At 61.6% G+C, this 20,395-nt stretch carries 18 protein-coding genes; all 18 read left to right on the forward strand.

Annotated elements, in window-relative coordinates; genetic code table 11:
* Positions 1-48 precede the first annotated feature (48 nt).
* Positions 49-1,938, forward strand: a complete 1,890-nt coding sequence (locus tag P353_RS16435; RefSeq protein WP_034371947.1) for a phage terminase large subunit family protein — start codon at positions 49-51, stop codon at positions 1,936-1,938.
* A gap of 30 nt (positions 1,939-1,968) precedes the next feature.
* The gene (locus P353_RS16440; protein ID WP_052084906.1) at positions 1,969-2,277 is read left to right on the forward strand and encodes a helix-turn-helix domain-containing protein; all 309 of its coding nucleotides are present in this window, start codon (positions 1,969-1,971) and stop codon (positions 2,275-2,277) included.
* Between the two features lie 131 nt (positions 2,278-2,408).
* Positions 2,409-2,642, forward strand: a complete 234-nt coding sequence (locus P353_RS16445) for a hypothetical protein (RefSeq protein ID WP_034371701.1) — start codon at positions 2,409-2,411, stop codon at positions 2,640-2,642.
* A 2-nt stretch (positions 2,643-2,644) separates the two neighbouring features.
* Positions 2,645-4,222, forward strand: a complete 1,578-nt coding sequence (locus P353_RS16450; protein ID WP_034371704.1) for a phage portal protein — start codon at positions 2,645-2,647, stop codon at positions 4,220-4,222.
* A 5-nt stretch (positions 4,223-4,227) separates the two neighbouring features.
* Positions 4,228-5,619 (forward strand): S49 family peptidase, encoded by a 1,392-nt coding sequence (locus P353_RS16455; RefSeq protein WP_034371953.1) that lies wholly within the window; start codon positions 4,228-4,230, stop codon positions 5,617-5,619.
* Positions 5,620-5,645: 26 nt separating this feature from the next.
* The gene (locus tag P353_RS16460) at positions 5,646-6,011 is read left to right on the forward strand and encodes a head decoration protein (RefSeq protein ID WP_034371706.1); all 366 of its coding nucleotides are present in this window, start codon (positions 5,646-5,648) and stop codon (positions 6,009-6,011) included.
* 63 nt (positions 6,012-6,074) lie between these two features.
* Positions 6,075-7,076 carry a major capsid protein gene (locus P353_RS16465; protein ID WP_232776582.1) on the forward strand — a complete coding sequence of 334 codons (1,002 nt, stop codon included), beginning with the start codon at positions 6,075-6,077 and terminating at the stop codon, positions 7,074-7,076.
* Positions 7,077-7,086: 10 nt separating this feature from the next.
* A complete protein-coding gene (locus P353_RS27610) occupies positions 7,087-7,422 on the forward strand; it encodes a head-tail joining protein (protein ID WP_052084907.1) in 336 nt (111 codons plus the stop codon).
* Positions 7,415-7,888, forward strand: coding sequence for a hypothetical protein (locus P353_RS16475; protein WP_034371712.1), 474 nt, complete (start codon positions 7,415-7,417; stop codon positions 7,886-7,888). The genes P353_RS27610 and P353_RS16475 overlap by 8 nt, the downstream gene beginning before the upstream one ends.
* 25 nt (positions 7,889-7,913) lie before the next feature.
* The gene (locus P353_RS16480) at positions 7,914-8,585 is read left to right on the forward strand and encodes an InlB B-repeat-containing protein (protein ID WP_034371715.1); all 672 of its coding nucleotides are present in this window, start codon (positions 7,914-7,916) and stop codon (positions 8,583-8,585) included.
* A gap of 44 nt (positions 8,586-8,629) precedes the next feature.
* Complete coding sequence (locus tag P353_RS16485; protein ID WP_034371718.1) at positions 8,630-9,085, forward strand: hypothetical protein; 456 nt, start codon at positions 8,630-8,632, stop codon at positions 9,083-9,085.
* Positions 9,061-9,549, forward strand: coding sequence for a hypothetical protein (locus P353_RS16490; RefSeq protein WP_232776585.1), 489 nt, complete (start codon positions 9,061-9,063; stop codon positions 9,547-9,549). Before P353_RS16485 ends, P353_RS16490 begins: the two co-directional genes overlap by 25 nt.
* 9 nt (positions 9,550-9,558) lie before the next feature.
* Complete coding sequence (locus P353_RS16495; protein ID WP_034371721.1) at positions 9,559-12,717, forward strand: phage tail tape measure protein; 3,159 nt, start codon at positions 9,559-9,561, stop codon at positions 12,715-12,717.
* 2 nt (positions 12,718-12,719) lie between these two features.
* A complete protein-coding gene (locus P353_RS16500; RefSeq protein WP_034371724.1) occupies positions 12,720-13,076 on the forward strand; it encodes a hypothetical protein in 357 nt (118 codons plus the stop codon).
* Positions 13,073-13,534: a DUF1833 family protein gene (locus P353_RS16505; protein WP_034371727.1), complete on the forward strand. Its 462-nt coding sequence runs from the start codon at positions 13,073-13,075 to the stop codon at positions 13,532-13,534. Before P353_RS16500 ends, P353_RS16505 begins: the two co-directional genes overlap by 4 nt.
* A complete protein-coding gene (locus tag P353_RS16510) occupies positions 13,534-13,938 on the forward strand; it encodes a hypothetical protein (RefSeq protein ID WP_034371731.1) in 405 nt (134 codons plus the stop codon). The genes P353_RS16505 and P353_RS16510 overlap by 1 nt, the downstream gene beginning before the upstream one ends.
* On the forward strand, positions 13,929-19,934 hold the full coding sequence (locus P353_RS27615) for a phage tail tip fiber protein (RefSeq protein WP_052084908.1): 6,006 nt from the start codon (positions 13,929-13,931) through the stop codon (positions 19,932-19,934). Before P353_RS16510 ends, P353_RS27615 begins: the two co-directional genes overlap by 10 nt.
* On the forward strand, positions 19,931-20,392 hold the full coding sequence (locus P353_RS16520) for a phage tail assembly chaperone (RefSeq protein WP_034371734.1): 462 nt from the start codon (positions 19,931-19,933) through the stop codon (positions 20,390-20,392). Before P353_RS27615 ends, P353_RS16520 begins: the two co-directional genes overlap by 4 nt.
* The last annotated feature ends 3 nt before the right edge of the window (positions 20,393-20,395 follow it).

Below are 20,395 nucleotides of genomic sequence, written 5' to 3' on the forward strand. Positions count from 1 at the left end.
GCTTTGAATTCAGGTGCTCTGTCGTGCCCGTCGAGGGCTTTGCGCTCCATGGCGCGCAGCGTGGCGCCGCGCAAGCGCAGGACGGTCAGCGAGTGGGCCGACAAGAATCGGGTGCTCAGCACCAAGGGCTCCAGCCTGCCGGGCCAGTGGCGCACGGCTCGCAATCCGCCTCTGCAGGAGCCCATGGACGCCTGCAGCAACAAGAGCGGCGTGCGTGAGGTGGTGCTCATGTTCCCTATTCAGTTCGGCAAGACCGAGGTGGAGGTGAACGCGCTCGGCTACATCATTGCCGAGAATCCGGGCCCGGTAATGGTCTGCCTGCCCGGCGAAGTCAGCATGGAAAAGTGGGTCAACCAGAAGCTAGACCCCATGATCGAGGAGACCAAGGCCGTCAAGGAAGCCCTGCGAAGCATCTCCAGCCGCAACTCGAGCAACACCAAGACCTTCAAGGATTTCATCGGTGGCCAGCTCTATCTGGAGCACGCCGGCAGCCCGTCCCGCCTCAAGTCCACCACAGTGCGCTTCTTGCTGGTTGACGAATTGGATGAGTTCGCCGCGGCATTGCGCACCGGCGACGACCCGCTGCTCATGCTGGAGGGGCGTACCTCTGCCTTCCCGGCCACCAGCCTTCGTATCTACATCAGCAGCCCCCAGATCAAGGGGCAAAGCCGTATCGAAGAGAAGTTCCTCGCGGGTGATCAGCGCCGTTATCACGTGCCATGCCCTCACTGCGGCCATATGCAGCACCTGCAGTGGTCGGGCCTCAAGTGGGCACCGGACTGCTCCAAGGCCTGGTATGTGTGCCAAGAGCATGGCTGCATCATCGAGGAGCACCACAAAACGGCAATGATCGCCGCGGGCCGCTGGATCGCCACCAATCCCAATGGCGCCAAGGGTGTACGCAGCTACACCATCAACTGCCTCTATTACCAATTCGGCCTGGGTCCGACCTGGGTGGAGCTGGCTGCGATGTGGCTGGATGCACAGGCCGATCCGGCAAAGCTCAAGGTGTTTCTGAATGACCGCCTGGCCGAGACCTGGGAAGACGCCACCATGCGCTCGGTGCGTTACAACGCCATTCAGGAGCGCGCGGAGGAGTATCCAATCCGTGGCGCACCGAAGGGCGTGCTCTGGGTAACCGCAGGGGTGGATACCCAGGATGACCGTCTCGCCTTGCACCTTACCGGCTGGGGCCGAGGCATGGGTTTCTGGGCGCTCGATTATCACGAGTTCCCCGGCGATCCAGCAGACGATGCCGTGTGGGTGGCGCTGACCGAATACCTGAATCGACCGATTCAATCGGAGGCCGGATACCTGCTAGGCGTCGATGCGACAGCTGTCGACATGGGGGGGCACAGGTCCGAGGCAGTCAAACACTGGGTGCGTCTGGGCTTGGTGCGTCGTCCCATGGTGATTCAAGGCGCCGTGCCCAATAACGCACCGGTGCTGGGTAAGCCTCGTTTGCTGGACGTCACCCGCAATGGTCAGACTGACCGAAAGGGCGTGCGTGGCTATTACGTTGGTACGGTCGCCGCCAAAAACTGGTTGTTCGGCCGGCTCAGCGTGGACTCTGACCGCAAGCCGGAGGAGCGCTACACCCACTTTTCGCAGGAGCTGGACCAGTTCTACTTCAAGGGCCTGGTCAGTGAAACCTTCGATCCAGCCAAGAACCGCTACGAGAAAAAGCGCGGCGCCCGCAATGAGCCGCTCGACACGGCCATTTACAGCTATGCCGCCGCCCATCACCCTGAGCTACGCCTGCACCGTAAGCGCGAAATCGACTATCAGCTGCGAGAGCAGTACCTAGAGCTCCAGTTGGCTGGAATGAGCGAGGGTCAATCTCTGTTGGTCAAGGTGGAAAGGGATCGTGTTGCGTTGCCGCAGCCAAAACCGCAGCCCAAGAAGCGCAGCGTTTTCGCACCAATCAGCCTCTCTTAATGTATTCACTGCACTTGAAGCTATAAAAATATGAGCAATAAACGCCTTGAACTAATCGACATCCTGCGTGAAGAACTGAATGCTGCAGGCCTGTGCTTCGGTGTCGATCGCGCCACGGACTTGACAGAGAGCGTGCTGCGCCGCGTCGTCACCCGCATTGGCGGAATGAATGCCTATGCCCGCAACACTGTCCGAAGCCGCAAGGAAGTCCGGGCGGCGGTGCTGCGTGACTTCGATGGCCTCAACAGCCGCGAGGTGGCACGCAAGCACGGAGTGTCAACTCGCACGGTTTATCGCTGGGTTGCCGGAAGTCGCGATTGCTCACAAAAAGATAGCTGATAGTTGTTTATTTATGGTCACCATGAGAGTTTGGTTAGGAAAATTGTGTTGTCGACCTATCACGGAATCTGTGCCAAAAATAGTGACACTGTCACAAGTAACTGTCACAGCATTGCGCCGACCATCGGCGCATGGGACTTTATAGCCACTACTCCACGCAGCAGCTCACCGATCTTCGGGATCGCTTGAGCGTGGCCCACGAGCAGCAGCTCACTGGTCCCAGTTCCGCCAGCGGCCACGGCAGATCTGTGCAGTTCCGCGACAACAGCGTCCGCGACCTGCAAAAGCAGATCAGCGATATCAACGACGAGTTAACACGTCGCAGCGGTAGGCGTGCTCGCCGCCCCATTTATCTGGTGGGCTGATCATGGGGCGAAAGACACGCAACAATCGTGATCTTCGCGCTGCAGCAAGCGTGTCGAAAAGCTCCCGTGTGGGCATGTCTGCCTATCAGGGGGCGTCACATTCGGATCTGGCGTTTTCGGGCTGGCACCCCACGCTGAGCAGCGCAGACGCTGCGCTTCTGCCCGAGCTTGGCACTTTGAGTAGCAGGTCTCTGGACCTGACGCGCAATAACGGTCTGGTGTCTGGTGGCATGCAGACCATGCGGGACAACATCATTGGTGCCGTGCTGCGCCTCTCGTCCCGTCCTGATTACCGCCTGCTGGGCTGGACCCCGGAAAAGGCCCGTGAGTGGGGTAATAACACAGAAGCCCACTTTCGGAGCTGGGCGGACACCACGGAGTGCGACGCAGCTCTCACCCTGAACTTGCTGGGTCTCACCAACCAGGCGCTGACCAGCGGAATGACGACCGGGGATTCAGTGGCGTTGCCCTTGTGGCGGCCTCGCCCTGGTCTCATTTGGAATACCAGGCTGAGCCTGATCTCATCCGCGCGACTGTCTACGCCGCCTGGCTTGGTCGGCGTGGCACGTATGCGCGAGGGCATAGAGTTCGATAACGATGGCGCCCCTGTCGCGTACCACTTCCAAGGGGCACATCCCGGCGACGCCGCCTATCTGTCAGGCAATGAAGCAATGGATTTGACCCGTTGGGAGCGGGTGCCCGCTTTTACTGAGTGGGGCCGCCGACGGGTTATCCACCTTCACGACAAGGAACAGACAGGGCAATCCCGTGGCAAGCCCATCCTGGCCGCGGTCATGCGCGAATTTCACATGGCTGGCAAATACTCGCAAAACGAGTTGCAAGCCAGCATGGCCAATTCCTTGGTTGCGGCCTTCCTCGAATCCAACATGGACCAGCGCTCCTCGGAGGAGCTGTTCGGCGAGGAGCCTCGCGAGGCATGGGAAAAGTCGATGGAAGACGCCCAGGCCATCCGCAAGCTGGAGGGTGCTGCCGTTATTCCTTTACCAGCTGGCGCCAAGGTCAGCCCATTCACGCCAGGCCGACCCAACGTGGCCTTTGAGGCATTCATGCTGGCCGTGCTGCGCAATATCGCTGCCGGTCTGAACATCCCCTATGAGCTGCTGGTCAAGGACTTCAGCAAGACCAACTATTCCTCGGCTCGGGCGGCGCTGCTCGAGGCCTGGAGATATTTTCACGGCCGCCGTCGCTGGCTGGTGGACTACTGGCTCCGTCCCATCTATGAGCTGTGGCTTGAAGAAGCAATCAATGCTGGCGTGATCGATGCGCCTGGCTTCTACGAGAAGCGTTATGCCTATACACGCTGCCGCTTCATCTTTGGTGGCCGTGGTTACGTTGATCCGGTGAAAGAAGCCGAGGCCGCCAACATGCGAATGGAGACCGGGCTTTCCACGATGGAAGACGAATGCGCTGAGCAGGGCAAGGACTACGAGGAGGTTCTGGACCAGCAGCAGATTGAGGCCCGTATGCGCGCTGATCGTGGTCTTCCTTCTCTGTATGAGCTGAGCAAAGGCCGCTCTCCAACTACCAAGGCCGAGAAGCCTGCTGAGCAAGAGGAATGAAAACCATGAGCGCTTTTAACTTTCATCCTCATACCGCTCAGCGCATCTTCAACACGCCTTTGCTGATGCACCCCCAGAAGCTGGACGCCATCATTGCCGGCGTGGGGCAGAGAGTACTTGGCACTTCGGCCCCTCTGATTCAGGTGGGTGAAGCTGCAAAAGCTGAGCTCGCACCGGAAATGTTCTCCACCAAGCGCGGCCAGCGCACCGACCGTGGCTGGAGATTGGTGGATGGCGTGGCCGTGGTCAACGCCATGGGCGCACTGGTGCACCGCACACGCCTGGAGGCCGACAGCACGCTGCTGATTGGCTACAACGATATGGCTGCCGACATGGAAGATGCCATGGCACACCCTGATGTGCATGCCATCTTGCAGGTCTATGACACGCCGGGCGGCGAGGTGGCCGGTGCCTTCGAGTACGGCCAGCGCATCTTCGATATGCGCGGTCGCAAGCCCATCGTCGCCATTGCCGACGGCATGGCAGCCAGCGCCGGATACCTTGGCGCAAGTGCTGCAGACGAGGTGGTGATCACCACTACAGGCTATGTCGGCTCCATCGGTGTGGTCATGCGCCATGTGGATTTTTCCCGTGCCCTCGCCAATGAAGGCATCCAGGTCACTCACATCTTTGCCGGTTCACACAAGGTCGACGGGAACCCTTATGAGCCTTTGCCGGTTGCCGTGCGCGAGCACCTGCAAGCCGATATCGAGGGCCTGTACACGATGTTTGTGCAGGCAGTCTCGAAGCATCGCGGCCTGAACGAGCAGGCCATCCGCGACACCGGTGCAGCTGTCTTCCGTGGCCAGGCGGCCATTAGCGCAGGACTGGCCAGCCGCATCAGCACGACTGACTCCCTGATTACCGAATTGTCTGCGCGTCGTGCGCGGACGTATCCCGCTGGTGGGCAGCCCGCCCACGGCACCGCTGTCTCGAAAGGAGCACTCATGAGCAGCACAGCACCCGAGGCGGGCAATCAGCCCGCATCCCCCCCTGTCGCCACTTCGGCTCTTTCTGCGCGCATTTCTGGCGCGGAGGCTCATGCGGGCCCTGCGCAGGTATCTCCGGATGCCGTTCGCGCTGAAGGTGCAGCCGCTGAGCGTGCGCGCATCAGCGCCATCCTCGGTCACGCCAATGCTTCCGCTAACCCAGCCATTACCCGGCAGTGCATCGATACCGGCTTGACTGCCGAGCAGGCCAAGGGCTTTCTGGATGCGGCAACGCCAGCTGCAGCCGCTACTGCACCTGCAGCTGCATCGAATCAGTTTGCTCAGGCCATGACGGCCTTGGGTAACCCGGCTGTTTCGGGTGTCGAAAGCGCTGTCCCTGATGCCGCCGTTGCCTCTGCCGCTCAGAGCACGGCTGGCTGGGCACGTGCTTTTGGCACCAGCTCGTAACTGGAATCACAGGAAGGAAAGAAACCATGCGAGTTCAAGAAATGGGGCCGGGCACCGGCAACTACATCGTCAGCGAAGCCAATGGCACACGCTCGCGTGACGTCGTGACCATCGCTGCCGGTCAGAGCCTTCTCCCAGGTGCAGTCCTGGGCAAGATCACTGCGAGTGGCCTTTACACCGCCGTGGCTCCGGCCGCCACCGACGGCAGCGAGAGCGCTGTGGCCGTCCTGTATGCCGCAGTTGATGCCACTGATGCGGAAAAGCCTGGCGTTGTCACTGCTCGTGATGCCGAAGTGGCCGGTCACGCACTGATCTGGCCCGCAGGCACAACCACTCAACAAGAAGCTGACGCGCTGGGGCAACTGGCGGGCATCGGCATCGTTGCGCGCTGATACGCACGCAGAAAGGACATAAACATGGCAGATATGAGCATCTTTGGGCACGAGGCATTTCAAATGACCTCGTTGTCCGCAGCAATTCAAGCTGCACCGTTTGTTCCCCAACTGTTGGGGCAGATGGGAGTATTCACTCCGGATCGTTCCCGCACTACAAGCGTTGCAATCGAGGAAAAGGGCGGTGTGCTCTCGTTGATCAAGACGAGCCAGCGCGGTGCTCCCATCGAGGAAGGCGAGGGCGAAAAGCGCCGGATTCGCTACTTCGACACATCGCGCATTGCGCGCGGTCGTACTCTTCAGGCTGCCCAAGTCCAGAACATCCGAGCGTTTGGCACCGTCAGCGAGCTGCAGGCCGTACAAAACGAGCTGGCTGACATCATGAACGGAAAGACCGGCCTGCGTGCTGCCGTCGAGTTGACGCACGAGCACATGCGTCTGGGCGGTGTTCAGGGCAAGGTGTTGGACGCCGATGGCGAGGTGCTCTTCGACTGGTATGACGAGTTCGGCATTGCGAAGCCTGCTGTGATCAACTTCAAGCTGGCTCTGGCCACTGCCGAAGGTGGCGAGATTCGCAAGGCCTGCAATCAGGTCATTCGCGCAATGATGCGCAACAGCCATGGTGCATGGTTGCCTGGCCAAACCTATGCAGTGGCCCTGTGTGGCGACAACTTCTTTGATGATCTGGTGGGTAACGCTGAAACCCGCAGCACATACCTCAATCAGCAGGCTGCCAATGATCTGCGCAACGATGTTGGTCAGGCATTCAGCACATTCCGCTACGGCAACATCGAGTTCGTCAACTACCGTGGCACGGATGACAACTCCACCGTATCGATCGATACGAACGAGTGCCAGTTCTTCCCGGTAAACGCCCCTGATGCCTTCCGTGTTGGCTATTCGCCATTGGAAGCATTTCCCTTCGTCAACACTCCCGGCCAGGATGTGTATGCCATGGTGGTGATGGACAAGGACCGCCAGTTCTGGGCCAGGCCCGAGGTCTACAGCTATCCGCTGTTCATGTGCACGCGTCCTGGCATGCTGCAGCGGGCCAAGAGGGCCTGACGGGTAGGCCATGCAGCCCTTCAACCCCCAGGCCCATGCCAGCCTCGCGCCCTTCGCGGGCGTTGAGCAGCTCATCAACACCTCCGTGCTCGGGATGCTGGCCAATGCCACTGCAACCTGGCTCGGCGGTGAGCCGTTCGCTGTCATCTTCGACAGCAAGCCCCATGACGGCCTGGGGGTCGGTCAGTTTGAGCCGAGCTGCAGCCTTCCTCTGGCCTCTGTCCCCGGCCTTGACCAGGGCGGGGTGCTCGTGATCAGCGGACAGGAATGGACGGTGATCGAGCCCGTGGTCGCTGACAGCTCGGGCTGGGCCACGGTTGTTTTGCGAAGGGGCGGCAATGGCTAAACCCAATCACCTGCAGCTCCAGATCCTCGAGTCGCTGCAATCCGTCCTGTTGGCGGCCAACACCGATGCCGGCACTCGAGTCCGTGTCGAGGGTCTCAACAACCTGCCCAGCTCGGCCTTGCCGGCCATTGAGATCGAGGTCAGTGATGAGGAGATCGAGCGCCGGACTATGGGCTCGGGTGGCCGGGCCACGCTACAGCGCGATTTGATCGTTGAGGTCGGCTGCCTGGTCAAGGGCGGGGGCGACTACCTCAGGCGTGCCAGCGAGCTGCTGGCCCAGGTTGAAGAGGCGCTGTTCCCTGATGGCCCGACCGAGCTTGACTGCTTGCTGGAAGGCCGCCCCCGCTTGCGAGGCACACGGCCACAGCACGACGACCGCGGCGCCGAGCCCGTCTATCGCATCCGTGTCGGCTGGATCTTCCGCTATTTCACCGCCGAAGGGCGCCCGCGCGCCCAGGGCACCTGATCACCTCTTTTGAAAGGAATTCGCCATGAGCTCCGAAGACGTCCAAACCTCTGCCGGCAGCACCCTCGAGGTCTGCCCCAACCGTCCTTCCTCTTACACGGCCATGGGCTACAAGGCCTTGCAATGGACCGAAGTCGCTGAAATCACCGACCTGGGTGAATTCGGCCGAGAGTACAGCAAGGTCACGCACAACCCCGTAGCCACACGACGTACCAACAAGCGCAAGGGTTCCTTCGATGAAGGCGCCATCACGCTGCCCATGGCGCGTTCCAAGAATGACGCTGGCCAGAAGCTGATGGCCGCAGCTTCCGAGTCCGATGACAGCTACAGCTACGCCATCCGTCTGCAGGACGGCACTCGGCACTACTTCACGGCGCAGTGCATGTCCTTCAAGACCAATGTGGGCGGCGTGGACAGCATCACCGGCAAGACCGCTGTGCTGGAAATCGACAGCGACATCCTCGAGGTCGAGCCTCAAACATTCCAGCTCAAGTACCAGGCCGGCGCCAACGGCTCCATTCTGGGCGTGGCCACACAGACCGTGGCTGAAGGCGGCAGCGGCACGCCTGTCACCGCCAAGCCCGCTGCCGGCTATGCCTTCGATAAGTGGAGCGACGACATCACAGACAACCCGCGCGTTGACACGCAAGTCGTCGCCGGCATCACTGTGACAGCAACTTTCGTTGCCGTGCCCTGATTGACTGGGTGCACTCACTTTCATAAAGATACAAGGAAATAGACATGGGCCTCATCAAGCGTTCTTCACTCCAGACTGTCCAAACCGGCACCCTGCACCTCAAGGACGTGCGTGGTCTTCCGATGATGTTCACCCCAGACGCGGTCGAGGCTGGCGAGGAAGCAAACTCCCAGCCGGTGATCGTCACGATCTACGGTCCAGGCTCGGAGCAGTACCGCAAGGCGCAGCTGGCCGCCAAGCAACGCATCCTCGAATTGCTGCGCAAGGGGGGCGACGAGGCACGCCCACGCAATCTGTCGGATGAAGAGCGTCATGCGGATGGCGCCGAGTTGCTGGCGGATCTGGTCGCAGACATCACAGGTTTCGACTTCGAGGGCCAGACGCAGCGCGAGTTCTTGCGTGGTTTGTTTGCCGACCCCTCGTGCGGCTACATCACCGATCAGGTCAACAGCTTCGCAGGTGACTGGGCAAATTTTTGCAAGGGTGCAGCCAACGCCTGACGCTGCACGTCCGCACCCTCGCGTGGCTCAGCGCCACGCTCAAGCCGTCGAATCCATCCAAGAAGCCCCGCCGCAGTGAAGAACAACCGCTCACACGCCGTCAGAAACTGGCAGAGGAAGGCCGCACGCACGATGTGCCTGATGCCGGCCCTGCTGCGTATCTGCTCGAGTACCTCTGGGATTTTGGCCCGGCAGAACACAACGGCATGGGCTTGGTGCCGATTGGCTATTCGCAGATCAGCGCCTGGCAGCAGGTCACAGGACTGCGGCTATCGCCCTGGGAAAGCGCCACGCTGCGGCAGCTCTCGTGCTCGTACTGCGCAGAGCTGGCCACGGCCACGGACCCCATGGCTGCAGCGCCTGGCAGTGCACATGAAACCCCAGAGCAGGCGGCTGAGCGTCGTGACCGTGTCAGTGGTGCTCTTTCAAGCATGCTCCGCAGACGTGCAAAGCGTGGCCGTTGAGGTGCAGCCATGAGCGAGGCAGTCCAGTTCCTCAAGTTTGTCATCTCGGGGGATGACGCCGAGTTGGCAGAGGCCGTAGCGCGTTCGCGCAAAACGGTCACAGGGCTGTTTGACGTTCAGACGGCCGGCGCCAAGCGCCTGGTGGACTCGTCGGTTTACGTCAACGGCTGGCGCGAGGCTCTGCAGGAGGCCAGCGGGGCCGAGCAGCGCATGAGCGCCACCGCCCTGTTTGAGGCCCAGCATCAATCGGCAAAAAAGCTGGCCACGGATGCTGGCTATGTGGACTTCTGGGTCAATGCTCTGCACCAGCAGGAGGCCGCTGAAAAGAAGCTGGCATCTGACAATGCATTCCTGCGGACTTTGCAGGAGCGGTCGAGCCAGATTGGCAAGACCACCACCGACATTCTGGAAATGCAGGCGGCCGAGCGTGGGCTCTCCGCCAAGGCCGCGCCTATGATCGCCCAGTTGCGGCAGGCCGAGAAGTCTTTCGGGGCCACCGGGGTCAGCGCTGCCCAGACTGCTGCGGCCATGCGCATGGTGCCTGCGCAGTTCACCGATATCGTCGTTTCCCTGCAAGGTGGGCAGCAGCCGCTGACAGTCTTGCTGCAGCAGGGCGGCCAGCTTAAGGACATGTTCGGCGGTACCGGGGAGGCCGCAAAGGCCTTGGCTGGCTACATACTCGGCTTGGTCAATCCCTACACGGTTGCGGCTGGTGCAGTCGGCGTCTTGGCGCTTGCTTATTACCAGGGCAGCCGTGAAGTCGACAAGATGCGGGAAGCCGTGGTGCTATCCGGCAATGCCTCTGGCGTAACCCTGAGCCAGATGCGTGCCTATGCAGTGAGTATCGACGGCGTGATCGGCACCCATGGCAAGGCCGTTGAGGCAATCACTGCCATGGTGGCGGCAGGTGTTCGCGGTGGCGACCAGCTACGTGACTATTCGGAAGCGGCGATTCGCTGGGAGCGTGCAACAGGCACTGCCGTGGATAAGACTGCCGAAAAGTTCGCCAGCCTGCAGAACGATCCCTTGAAGGCAACCCTCAAGCTCAATGAGGGCACGAACTACCTGACCTCCTCTGTCTATCTGCAGATCAAGGCGCTTGAAGATCAAGGGCGCACGACGGAAGCCGCCAAGGTAGCACAGAAGGCTTTTGCGGACTCATTGGTTTCGCGATCCGATGAGATGGTCAAGCATTTGGGATTGGTCGAGCGGAGCTGGGTCGCAATCAAGGACGCCATCAAGGACGTCTGGGATCTCATCAAGAGCGTTGGCCGTGAGTCTGCCACCGATGACCTGCTTAAAAAGCAGCAGGAGACTGTCGACAACCTCCGAATGCTGGCGGATAGGTCCCCGTGGAATGCCAGTATCAAGCCGAAGCTTGCTGCTGCCGAGGCGCATCTCGAAGTGCTCAGAAAGCAGCAAGCCACTGAGAAGGAGACGGCAGCGGCGGAGAGCGCCCGTGCCGTTAACCTAAAGGCGACGGAAAAATGGGAAGCCCTTCTTGATCAGCATGCCGATAACCAGGCCAAGAAGAAAAAGGCACTGATCAAGCTCGAAACCGAGTACCAGAACAAGCTCAAAGCAGTCGGTGACGACCCTAAAGCCAAGGCGAAGGTAGATCAGGAATACCGGCAGCTTCAGAAGGCCACCGAGGAGCAGTTCAAGGACAAGGGCGCGGCTGCTGCAGCCAAAAGCGAAGAGACAGCCTACGACAGGCTGATTTCGAGAATTCAAACCAAGGTCGATGAGGTTAAGAAAGAGCTTGAAGTCGATCGCGAGCTCACCGATAGCCAAAAGATCCGCGCGAAGCTCGATAGCGACGTCGCATCTGGGCTGATCAAACTCACAGACGCTCGTCGCAAAAGTGTTGATGCCAAGTTGGCGGAGCTCGAGGTCCAGGAAAAGCTGGCTGATGCCCGCAAGGGCAGCAAGCTGACCGACCAGCTGCTGTCTGAAAACTCGCCGTTGGCTCCCAACTTTGCCCAGCAGTGGAAGCAGATCGGCGCCGCCTACGATGGCACCGAGGAAAGCCTGCAGCGCCTGATTCAGGCCCAGGCTGTCCTGTTGGCCAAGCAGCCCTTCTCTCAGCAGGCCACGGCCATCGAGCAGTCCCGAGTCGAGGCTGAGCAGTACCTGTCCACGCTGCAGCGCGCTCAGGAACGCGAAGTGCAGCTCGTTGGTATGGGCGGGCGCCAGCGCGAGTACTACAACGGCATCAACCAGATCGAGGACACCTACGCTGGCCGCCGCTACGACAACAACCGCGATCGTGAGCAGGCTCGTGCCCGCGCTGGTGGTGAGCTCACCCCGTATCTGGAGAGCTTCTACAAGGAAAAGGCCCTGCAGATCGATGAATTCGAGCGCAGGGCCAAGGCCAGCTACAAGAGCACGTTTGATGCCATTGGGCAGGCCCAGGGCAATTGGCTGACGGGCGCCACAAAGGCATTCGATGACTACGCGGCAAGCGCCGCCAATGTGGCAGAGCAAACCGCTGGTGTGTTCAACCGGGTCTATGGCGGCCTGGAGGATGCGGCCCTGTCATTTGCCATGACTGGCAAGAGCAGCTTCAAGGACTACGCGCAGTCGGTCATTTCTGAGCTGATCCGCATTCAGCTCCGCGCCCAGATGGTGTCGATTCTGGGTGGAGCCAAGGGCAACGGGCTGCTGGGCACGTTGATCAGCGGCGTGACGCAACTCTTTGGCGGCGGAACGCAAGCCCCCGGCTTGCAGGCCACAGGTGCTGAAACCATGGCTGTCTCGGGCTGGGGCTCGGTCAGTGGCATCGATCTGGGCTCGGTGGCTGGCGGCCGCGCCAACGGCGGCCCCGTGACGGCCGGCAACCTCTATGAGGTCAATGAGCGAAAGATTCCTGAGCTGCTCAACATCGGTGATCAGCAGTTCCTGATGATGGCCGGCGCCAACGGCTACGTGACTCCTCTGCAGGCGGCTGGCTCGGCCCCTGCTGGCGGTGGTCAGTCTGCTCCTGTCCGCATCGACATGCAGGTCATCAACCAGGGTGCTCCTGTCGAGGCCCAGGTCCAGTCGCAAAACCGTGCTGATGGCAGCGTCGCCATCAAGTTGATTCTCAAGGCCGTTGCAGAAGACACGGCCTCTGGTGGGGTTACGGCCCGCGCCACCAGGCAGCGCTTTAACTTGCAGGAGGCCTGACCATGGCGCAACTCCCAGACTATCTCACCATCCTGCTGGACGATACCGGCGAAGAGTTCGACCCAGGCGTTATCAAGAGCGACATGGAGCGCGGCATGGCCAAGCAGCGCGTGGGCCAGAGTCGTGTCGTGGTGGAAGTGCCCGTCACGCTGCTGTTCGACAGTGCTGCAGATGCCGAGTCCTTTTACGACTGGTACTTCAACACCATCAAGCGCATCGGCTTTTTTACCTGGACAGACCCACGAACTCAGACGGTTCGCACTGGGCGCTTCAAAGATGGTGCCATCGGCAAGCTGGTGCCCACTATTGCTGGATATGCGCAGAGCAAGCGGTCCTGCGTGCTGGAGTACCTGCGATGAACGACTTTCGCACGCGAAACCAGCGCGTTACCGACGATGTCGGGCATATCGAGCTGCTCGAGGTGAGCAACCCCAGCTTTTCGGAGTCGATGCACATCTGCAACGACGGGCAGGACTTCGTGAGCCGCGGCATCAGCTATATCGGCCTGCCTTTTGGCTTCACGCTCCCCGATGACGTGTCCGGTCAGGCGCCACGCATGCGCCTGGCCATGGACAACGTGGGGCGGGGCGTCAGCGACGAGCTCGAGCGCCGCCAGCCGGGCACCACCACGATGGCCAAGCTGATCATCGTGCCGCGCGATCAGCCCGATGTGCACCAGCACGTTTACTGGCTTCCCATGTCCAGCGTGAGCATCAGCGGGGCGTCTGCCCAGGCCACATGCAGTGTGGACGAGCTCATGCGCCGCGCGGCATGCCTGCAAATTGCCAATCCTCACACCTTGCCGGGGGTCTTCTGATGCTGGATGCCCTGCAACTGGATCGCTTCGTTGGCATTCCCTATTGCCCGCGCCACATGGACTGTGCGGACCTGGCCCTGCTGCTGCAGCGAGAGCTGTTCGGCCGCACGGTGGTGCTGGCCGGCAAGCGCGTGCGACCGCTCGAGCTGGACGCCCAGGCTGCAGCGATTGCCGGCTACTGCTCCGAGCTAGGCACGGCCGTGGAGTTTCCGCAGGACGGCGATGCAGTGCTGATGCGCGACTTTGACGCAGCGCAGGCCGGCCACATCGGCACTTACGTGTTTACCAATTACGCACCGCACGTTCTGCACACCTCCCACAAGCTGGGCTCGTCTGTGCTGCACCGGGTGCAGGACTTGCAGGGCTACGGCCTGATTGTTGAGGGCTATTACCGATGGAAGTGAATCGCGCTGAATCTGCTGCTGTGGCTGCTGTTGGCGGGGTGCCCGCCGATGTGCTGGACATGGCGGGTCGTCTGGTTGTCTCGCCCAATGCGTTGACGCTGGACGGCCAGCGCAACGTGCCGGCAGATCTGCAGCCTGGCGAGAGCCTGGCAACCTTCCTCGAGCGTCATGTGCCCGGTATCCGCTCTGGAGCCTGGACCGTGATGATCGGCGGGGCCATGGTGCCCGAGGCCATGTGGGCGCATACCTACCCCAAGCATGGACAGTTGATCGCCTGCCGGGCCGTGCTGCGCAAGAGTGCTCTGCAACTGGTGGCCCTGGCTGCACTGACCTACTTTTCTGGCGGCATCGCCGGCGGCATTTACGGAGCCCTTGGCGGGACGTATGTGACGGCTGCAGCGGGGATGTACCTTTCTGCAATTCAGTTCGGCGTGTTCATTGCTGGATCGGTGCTGATCAACAAGGTGCTGGGGCCTAAGATCCCCTCTGTTCAATCCCAGGCCCAGAAGCAGATCTACAGCCTGAGCGACCAGCGAAACACGGCTCGGCCTTATGAGCCCATCCCTGTGCTCTGGGGCGAGATGCGCGTGACGCCCGACCTGGCTAGCAAGTCCTACGCCTGGTATGAGGGCGACGATCAGTATCTGAGCACTATCTTGCTCGGCGGCATCAACGTGCACAGCGCCGCGGATCTCGCAATCGGTGATACGCCCATCGGCAACTATTCCGATGTGAGCCTCTACTACAACGGCTTTCCCGGCATGCCCAGCCAGGATGTGCCGCTTTACAGCAATGTGGATGCAGTGGCAGGCGCCGAGTTTGTCAACGGCGGCGACTGGATCACTCGCACGGGCTCGGCCGGCGCCGGGGTGCTGCAGCTGGACATCGAGGGGCAGCTCTACGACGTAGACAACAAGGGCAACATCAAGCCCAACTCGGTTGATCTGACGATTGAGGCGCGCGTTGTCGGTGCCGCAGCCTGGACCAGGCTGCTGAGCGACACGCTGACCAATGCCAGCACGGATGTGCTGCGCCGCACTTTCTCGTTTGATGTGGCCCCCGGTCAGTATGAGGTGCGTGCCAAGCTGGGCGTGCCGCGCTGGAACGAGGGCGGCTCTGCCGATGCCTGCAAGTTCAACTGGCTGTCTCTCAAGAGCGTGCATGCCGACACCACCGATTACAGCCAGTGGGGCCGCATCGGCATCAAGATCCGCGCATCCGGTCAGCTGAACGGCAGCCTGGATCAAGTGCGCGCCACCTATCGTGCCAAGCCAATGCCCATCTGGACGGGCACCGAATGGGCCACGGCCACCACGCGCGCAGAAGGTCTGTCCAATCCCGGCGCCATCCTGCTGCAGGCACTGCGCGGTGTGTGGGCGACGGACAGCCAAGGTCAGCGCGTCTTGCAGTTTGGCTTTGGCCTGTCCGATGAGCAGATCGACATTGAGGGCTTGAAGGCCTTCATGCTGCACTGCGCGGCGCGTGGCTACACCTACGACAAGTGGATCACTCCCACCATGTCGTTGGGCGCCTTCTGCGATGAGGTGGCTCTTGCCGGCATGGGCGAGTTCGCCTGGACAGATGGGAGCCGCCCCACGGCCGTTTTTGTGACCAACGGCCAGCCCAACAGCGCTGTGGTCAACATGGCCAACATGCTCAAGGGCGGTTTCAGCGTGGATTACGCGCTGAGCAACGCTGCCGATGGCATCGAGTACCAATGGCTGAACCGCGACACCTGGGAGATGACGACCCTGCGCGTGATGGCCCCCGGCGTGACCACCATGCTCAGCCCGGCCCGCGTGACGGGTGAGGGCATCACCAGCGAGCAGCACGCCGCCGTCATGGCGCGCTACCACCTGGCCCAGAGCCTGTATCAGTACAAGACCGTGCACTACACGGCAGACATCGAGCATCTGGACTATCGCCGGTTGTCGGTGCTGTCGGTCTCCCACGACCTGACGCAATGGGGCTTTGGCGGCCGGGTGATGGCTGCACAGAATTTGGGCGGTGCAGGCGTGCTGCTGCAGCTCGATGAGCTGGTGCCCCCCATGGCAACGGCCTATATTGGCCTGCGCGTGCCTGGTGAGCGGGACTATCGCGTCTTTCAGGTGGATGCACTGGAGATCGAGTCCGATTGGGTCAGGCTGACTGATCCATGGCCCGCAGATCTGGACTTCCCCGGCGAAGGTATCGGCAACCCCGCGCATGACACGCTGTGGTGCTACGACTTCAAGGCCACGCCCGGCTATCGCGTGCGCGTGACTGGCATCGATCCCGAGTCGGATCTCAAGGGCGCGCGCATCACGGCCGTGCCCGAAGGGCCTGAGTTCTGGGACTACGTGCTCAACGGCACCTATGTGCCCGCGCCCAACCAGAGCAGCATTCCCCAGCTGGGCCGCCCCGTCGTCAAAAACCTGCGCGTGTCCGAAAAGGTCAACCTGCAGGGCGACACCGAGTGGTACGAGCTGTCCTGCATCTGGGATGTGGAAGGCGACTATGACCACGCCCAGGTCTGGGCCGGCCGTGATGGGTCCGAGCTGCGCCTGGTTGACGGCAACGCTGTCGGCAACCGCAGCACGTTCCGCATTGACGGGGCGGGCGAATGGCTCATCGAGGTGCGGCCGTTCAATCCTGCCGGGCGTGCGGGCCAGATGGCCGTCAAGCTGTACATCACCAGCCAGACACAGCTGCCTCCGCGCAACCCGGGCACGTTTGTGGTCCAACAGGTGGAGGGCGGCCTGCGCCGCTTTGCCTGGGCATATGCCGGCGACAAGCCTGCAGCATTGGCCGGTGTCCAGATCCGATTCATCGCAGGCGAGATCCCGCTGAGCGTGGACATGTGGGGTGCCATGCAGCCTCTGGGTGAGGCTGACGACATCTACACCGCCCAGTTTGAAACGAGCAAGCCCCAGGCCGGCCTATGGACCTTTGGTCTGCGCGCCATCGATACCGCTGGGCAGCTAGCGAATGGCATCGTCCGTTTCAGCATCGAACTGGACCAGAGCTTTGACCAGATCCAGCAACCGGATTTGACGCCGCCACCGCAGGTGACAGGGCTTGCCGCCGTGGGCATGTTCACCAGCGTGCAGGTGACCTGGGATGCGGCCAACTACTCCCAAGGCCACGGGCATGCCCGAACCATCATCTATGCGGCAGAGGGTGCCGGGGCGCAGTTTGCTGCAGCGCGCCAGGTGGCTGAGGCCTTTGGTGGGCCTGCCTCGTTCACCAGTGACCCAGCCACCGTCTGGAGCATCTGGGCCAAGCACCAGTCCGTTGATGGCGTGCTGTCTGACCTGCCGGCCGGTCCTGTGATCGTGGAGACCGGCCAGGATCTGCAGAAGGTGCAAGAGGCGCTGGGCGGCCACATTTCTGAATCGTGGCTTGCCAACAGCCTGGGCCAGCGCATCGATCTGCTGGACAAGGACAACGGTCCGCTCGGGCGTAGCCTGGTCACGGCCGCCCAGCAGCAGGATGCACTCAATCAGTCCGTGCGCGGCAACATCAATCAGATGGCCGAGGGTCTGCTCGAGGCGGCGCTGGCAGCGGACAAGGCGCTCGAGCGCATCACCGACGCCGGTGTGTATGTCGATCCGGCCACTGGCCAGGTCAAGATCTACGGCCTGGAGCAGACGAATGAGCATGTGACCACGCTGCAGATTCTGCTCGATGCGGTGCAGGGGCAGATGCTGCTCAAAGCCAGCACGGCTTACGTGGACGGCAAGATCGCAGAGGCTGTGCTGTCGCCTGCGGATCTGCTCCTCTATGAGGGGATCGATGCGCGCCTCATCACGGTGACGCAGGAGCTCGACAGCATCAACGGTCGGCTGACGCAAAAGGCTGATGCACTGGAGTTGCAGGGGGCATTGGTGCGGCTGACCACAGCTGAGAGCAATCTGGATGCGCTCGGCGGCCAGATCGCTTTGCGGGTGACGCGGGCCGAATACCAGGCCGATCAGGATGCCTTGCAGCAGCGCATGGGCAGCGCCGAGCTCACGCTCAATGCCCTGGATGTGCCGGCTATCACGGCTACGGTGACAGCCACCAGGCGCAATGAGCGCGATGCAGAGAAGACCGCCGAAGCGTTGCTGCGAGACATCCTCTCGGGTGAGCGCAATCGGGAGCAGGCTGCTGATGCGTTAGCGTTCGCTCGCAATCAACTCAGCGCCGCAATCACAGACGGTTTGGCTGCAGAAGCCCAGCAGCGCTTGGAACTGGCGGCCGTTGTCGGCGCGCAGGGGGCAGCGCTGACCCAGGAGTCCAAGACTCGTGCGGATGCTGATGCCGCCGAAGCGCAAGCCCGGCAGCAATTGGCGGCAGAAACACAGCGCGGGCAGCAGAGCCTTTCTGCCGCCATCGATCAGGAGGCAACGACTCGGGCGGATGCTGTCTCGGCAGAAGCGAGCCAACGTCAACAGCTGCAGGCCGTGGTTGAAGGCAATCATGACGCGGCCATGCAGGCCGCTCAGGCGGCCAGTGATGCAGCCGGTGGCAAGGGCAAGGTGATCTTTGGCAGTGCACAGCCTGCTGCAGAGGATCGACTGCCGCAAAACCTCTGGATCGATACCACCGGTGGCGCCAACACGCCCAAACGATGGAGTGGTGCGGCCTGGATCGTTGCGACGGACAAGGTAGCCACGGATGCAGCGGCTGCTGCAGCCACGGCGCAGTCCACGGCCAATAACGCGGTGGCAGCCATCCATGCCGAGCAGTCGGTGCGCGCCAATGAGACCGGCCACCTCGGTGCCCTGTACTCCGTGCGCATGCAGCTGTCGCAAGGCGGTCAGCAGGTGGTCGGCGGATTTGCACTGTCGGGCACATCCAATGGCACGGCCGGCCCAACCATCGACTTTGGCGTCATGGCCAATTCGTTCTGGATCGCGGCGCCCAGCGGCTCGCCGGCTGGTGTGTCCAACGTCAGGCCGTTCTCGGTGCAGACCACGGCGCAAACCATCAACGGGGTGGTGGTGCCGGCTGGCGTCTATATGGATGCCGTCTACATCAATAACGTGGACGTAATTCTGGGGCGCTTCGGCACCTTGCTGGCGGACAAGATCCAGGCCACGGCCATCAGTGCGAGTCAGCTCACAGCCGGCAATGGTGTGATTGGCGGCAGCCTGAAGTCGAGCAACTACGTGACCGGCTCCAGTGGCTGGATCCTGCGGCCTGACGGCATGGCTGAGTTCTCGGGTGTGATCGTGCGCGGGACTATTTACTCCACGGCGGGCTCCATTGGAGGCATCACCATCAATGCGAATGGCCTCAATGCGGGCGCGTTCACCGGCTATGCGTGGCCTGCCGGCACCGGAACCGGGTTTCATCTGGGGCCGAATGGCTTGCTACTTGGTAACCCCAGCACAGGCCGGTATGTGGAACTTGGCCGGGACGGCTATGTATCGATGCCTGGATTCAACGTCATCAACGGCAACGCCACTTTCTCGGGGCGCCTGGAGGCCGCCAGCGGCACCTTCGCTGGGGCGCTGCAGGCGGCAACAGGGTCGTTCTCGGGTGTGCTGACGGCCTCGGCCATCAACGCGGTCAACACCATCAACATCGCCGGCGGCGCTATCAGTGCCAATGCCGCAGCGTATTCGGCGGGCGATGTGTCTTTCTCGAACTACGACACAGAGGTGGAGATTGCCTCAGTGAACTTCACGAGCTCGGGCGGAAGCGTGATGGCATTGGTCGGTTTTGGGTTGACTGCCTCGGGTGGCGTCACCTCGTCCTTTAGTCCTCTCATCCGCGTTCGCTTGCGGCGCGATGGCATCGAAGTTCGTCGCATCGACCTGCCCTGTGAAGTGCAGACCAATAGCAACGAAAGCGGCTATTTCTACACCAGCCGCATTGTCGGTATGCCGATCTCTCTTCCTCCTCTGACGGACACCCCTGGCGCTGGTTTTCACACCTTCAGCGTGACGGTTGAGGCCCGAATGATGGGGAACTCCGTCAATGTGACCACGCGCAACCGTGGCATTTCAATCATGGAGATCAAGCGATGAGTGCTGAAGTTGAGCAACAGGATCAGCCGCTGGTGCTGCAGGTGACGGTTGTTGATGAGCTGGGACGGGTGGTGCATGAGCTGGTCTGCTCGCCTGACCAGCTGCAGGCGAATGTCCCGCAGGGCTGCCGCGTGGTTGACGGAGTGTCTGGAGGTGACTGGTGGGATGGGGCGGTATGGCGGCACAAGCCAGAGCCGCCTAGCCCACATGCGCAGTGGGACTGGAAATCACTGTGCTGGGTAATGGATAGCGCTCAGGCCGCCGATGCCGCCTGGCGCGATGTTCGTCTTGAGCGTGATGCGCGCTTGGCTGCCACTGACTGGAGGGTGGTGCGCGCCATCGAGCGGGGGCAAGCCCTGTCTCTCGAATGGCAGATCTACCGCCAAGCGCTGCGCGAAATCACCACGCAGACAGATCCGCAAAACATTCACTGGCCTGAATTGCCGAAGGAGGAATAAGCA

Origin of the sequence: Comamonas testosteroni, assembly GCF_000761245.1 — a bacterium.
In the GTDB taxonomy this organism is placed as follows: Bacteria; Pseudomonadota; Gammaproteobacteria; order Burkholderiales; family Burkholderiaceae_C; genus Comamonas; species Comamonas testosteroni_C.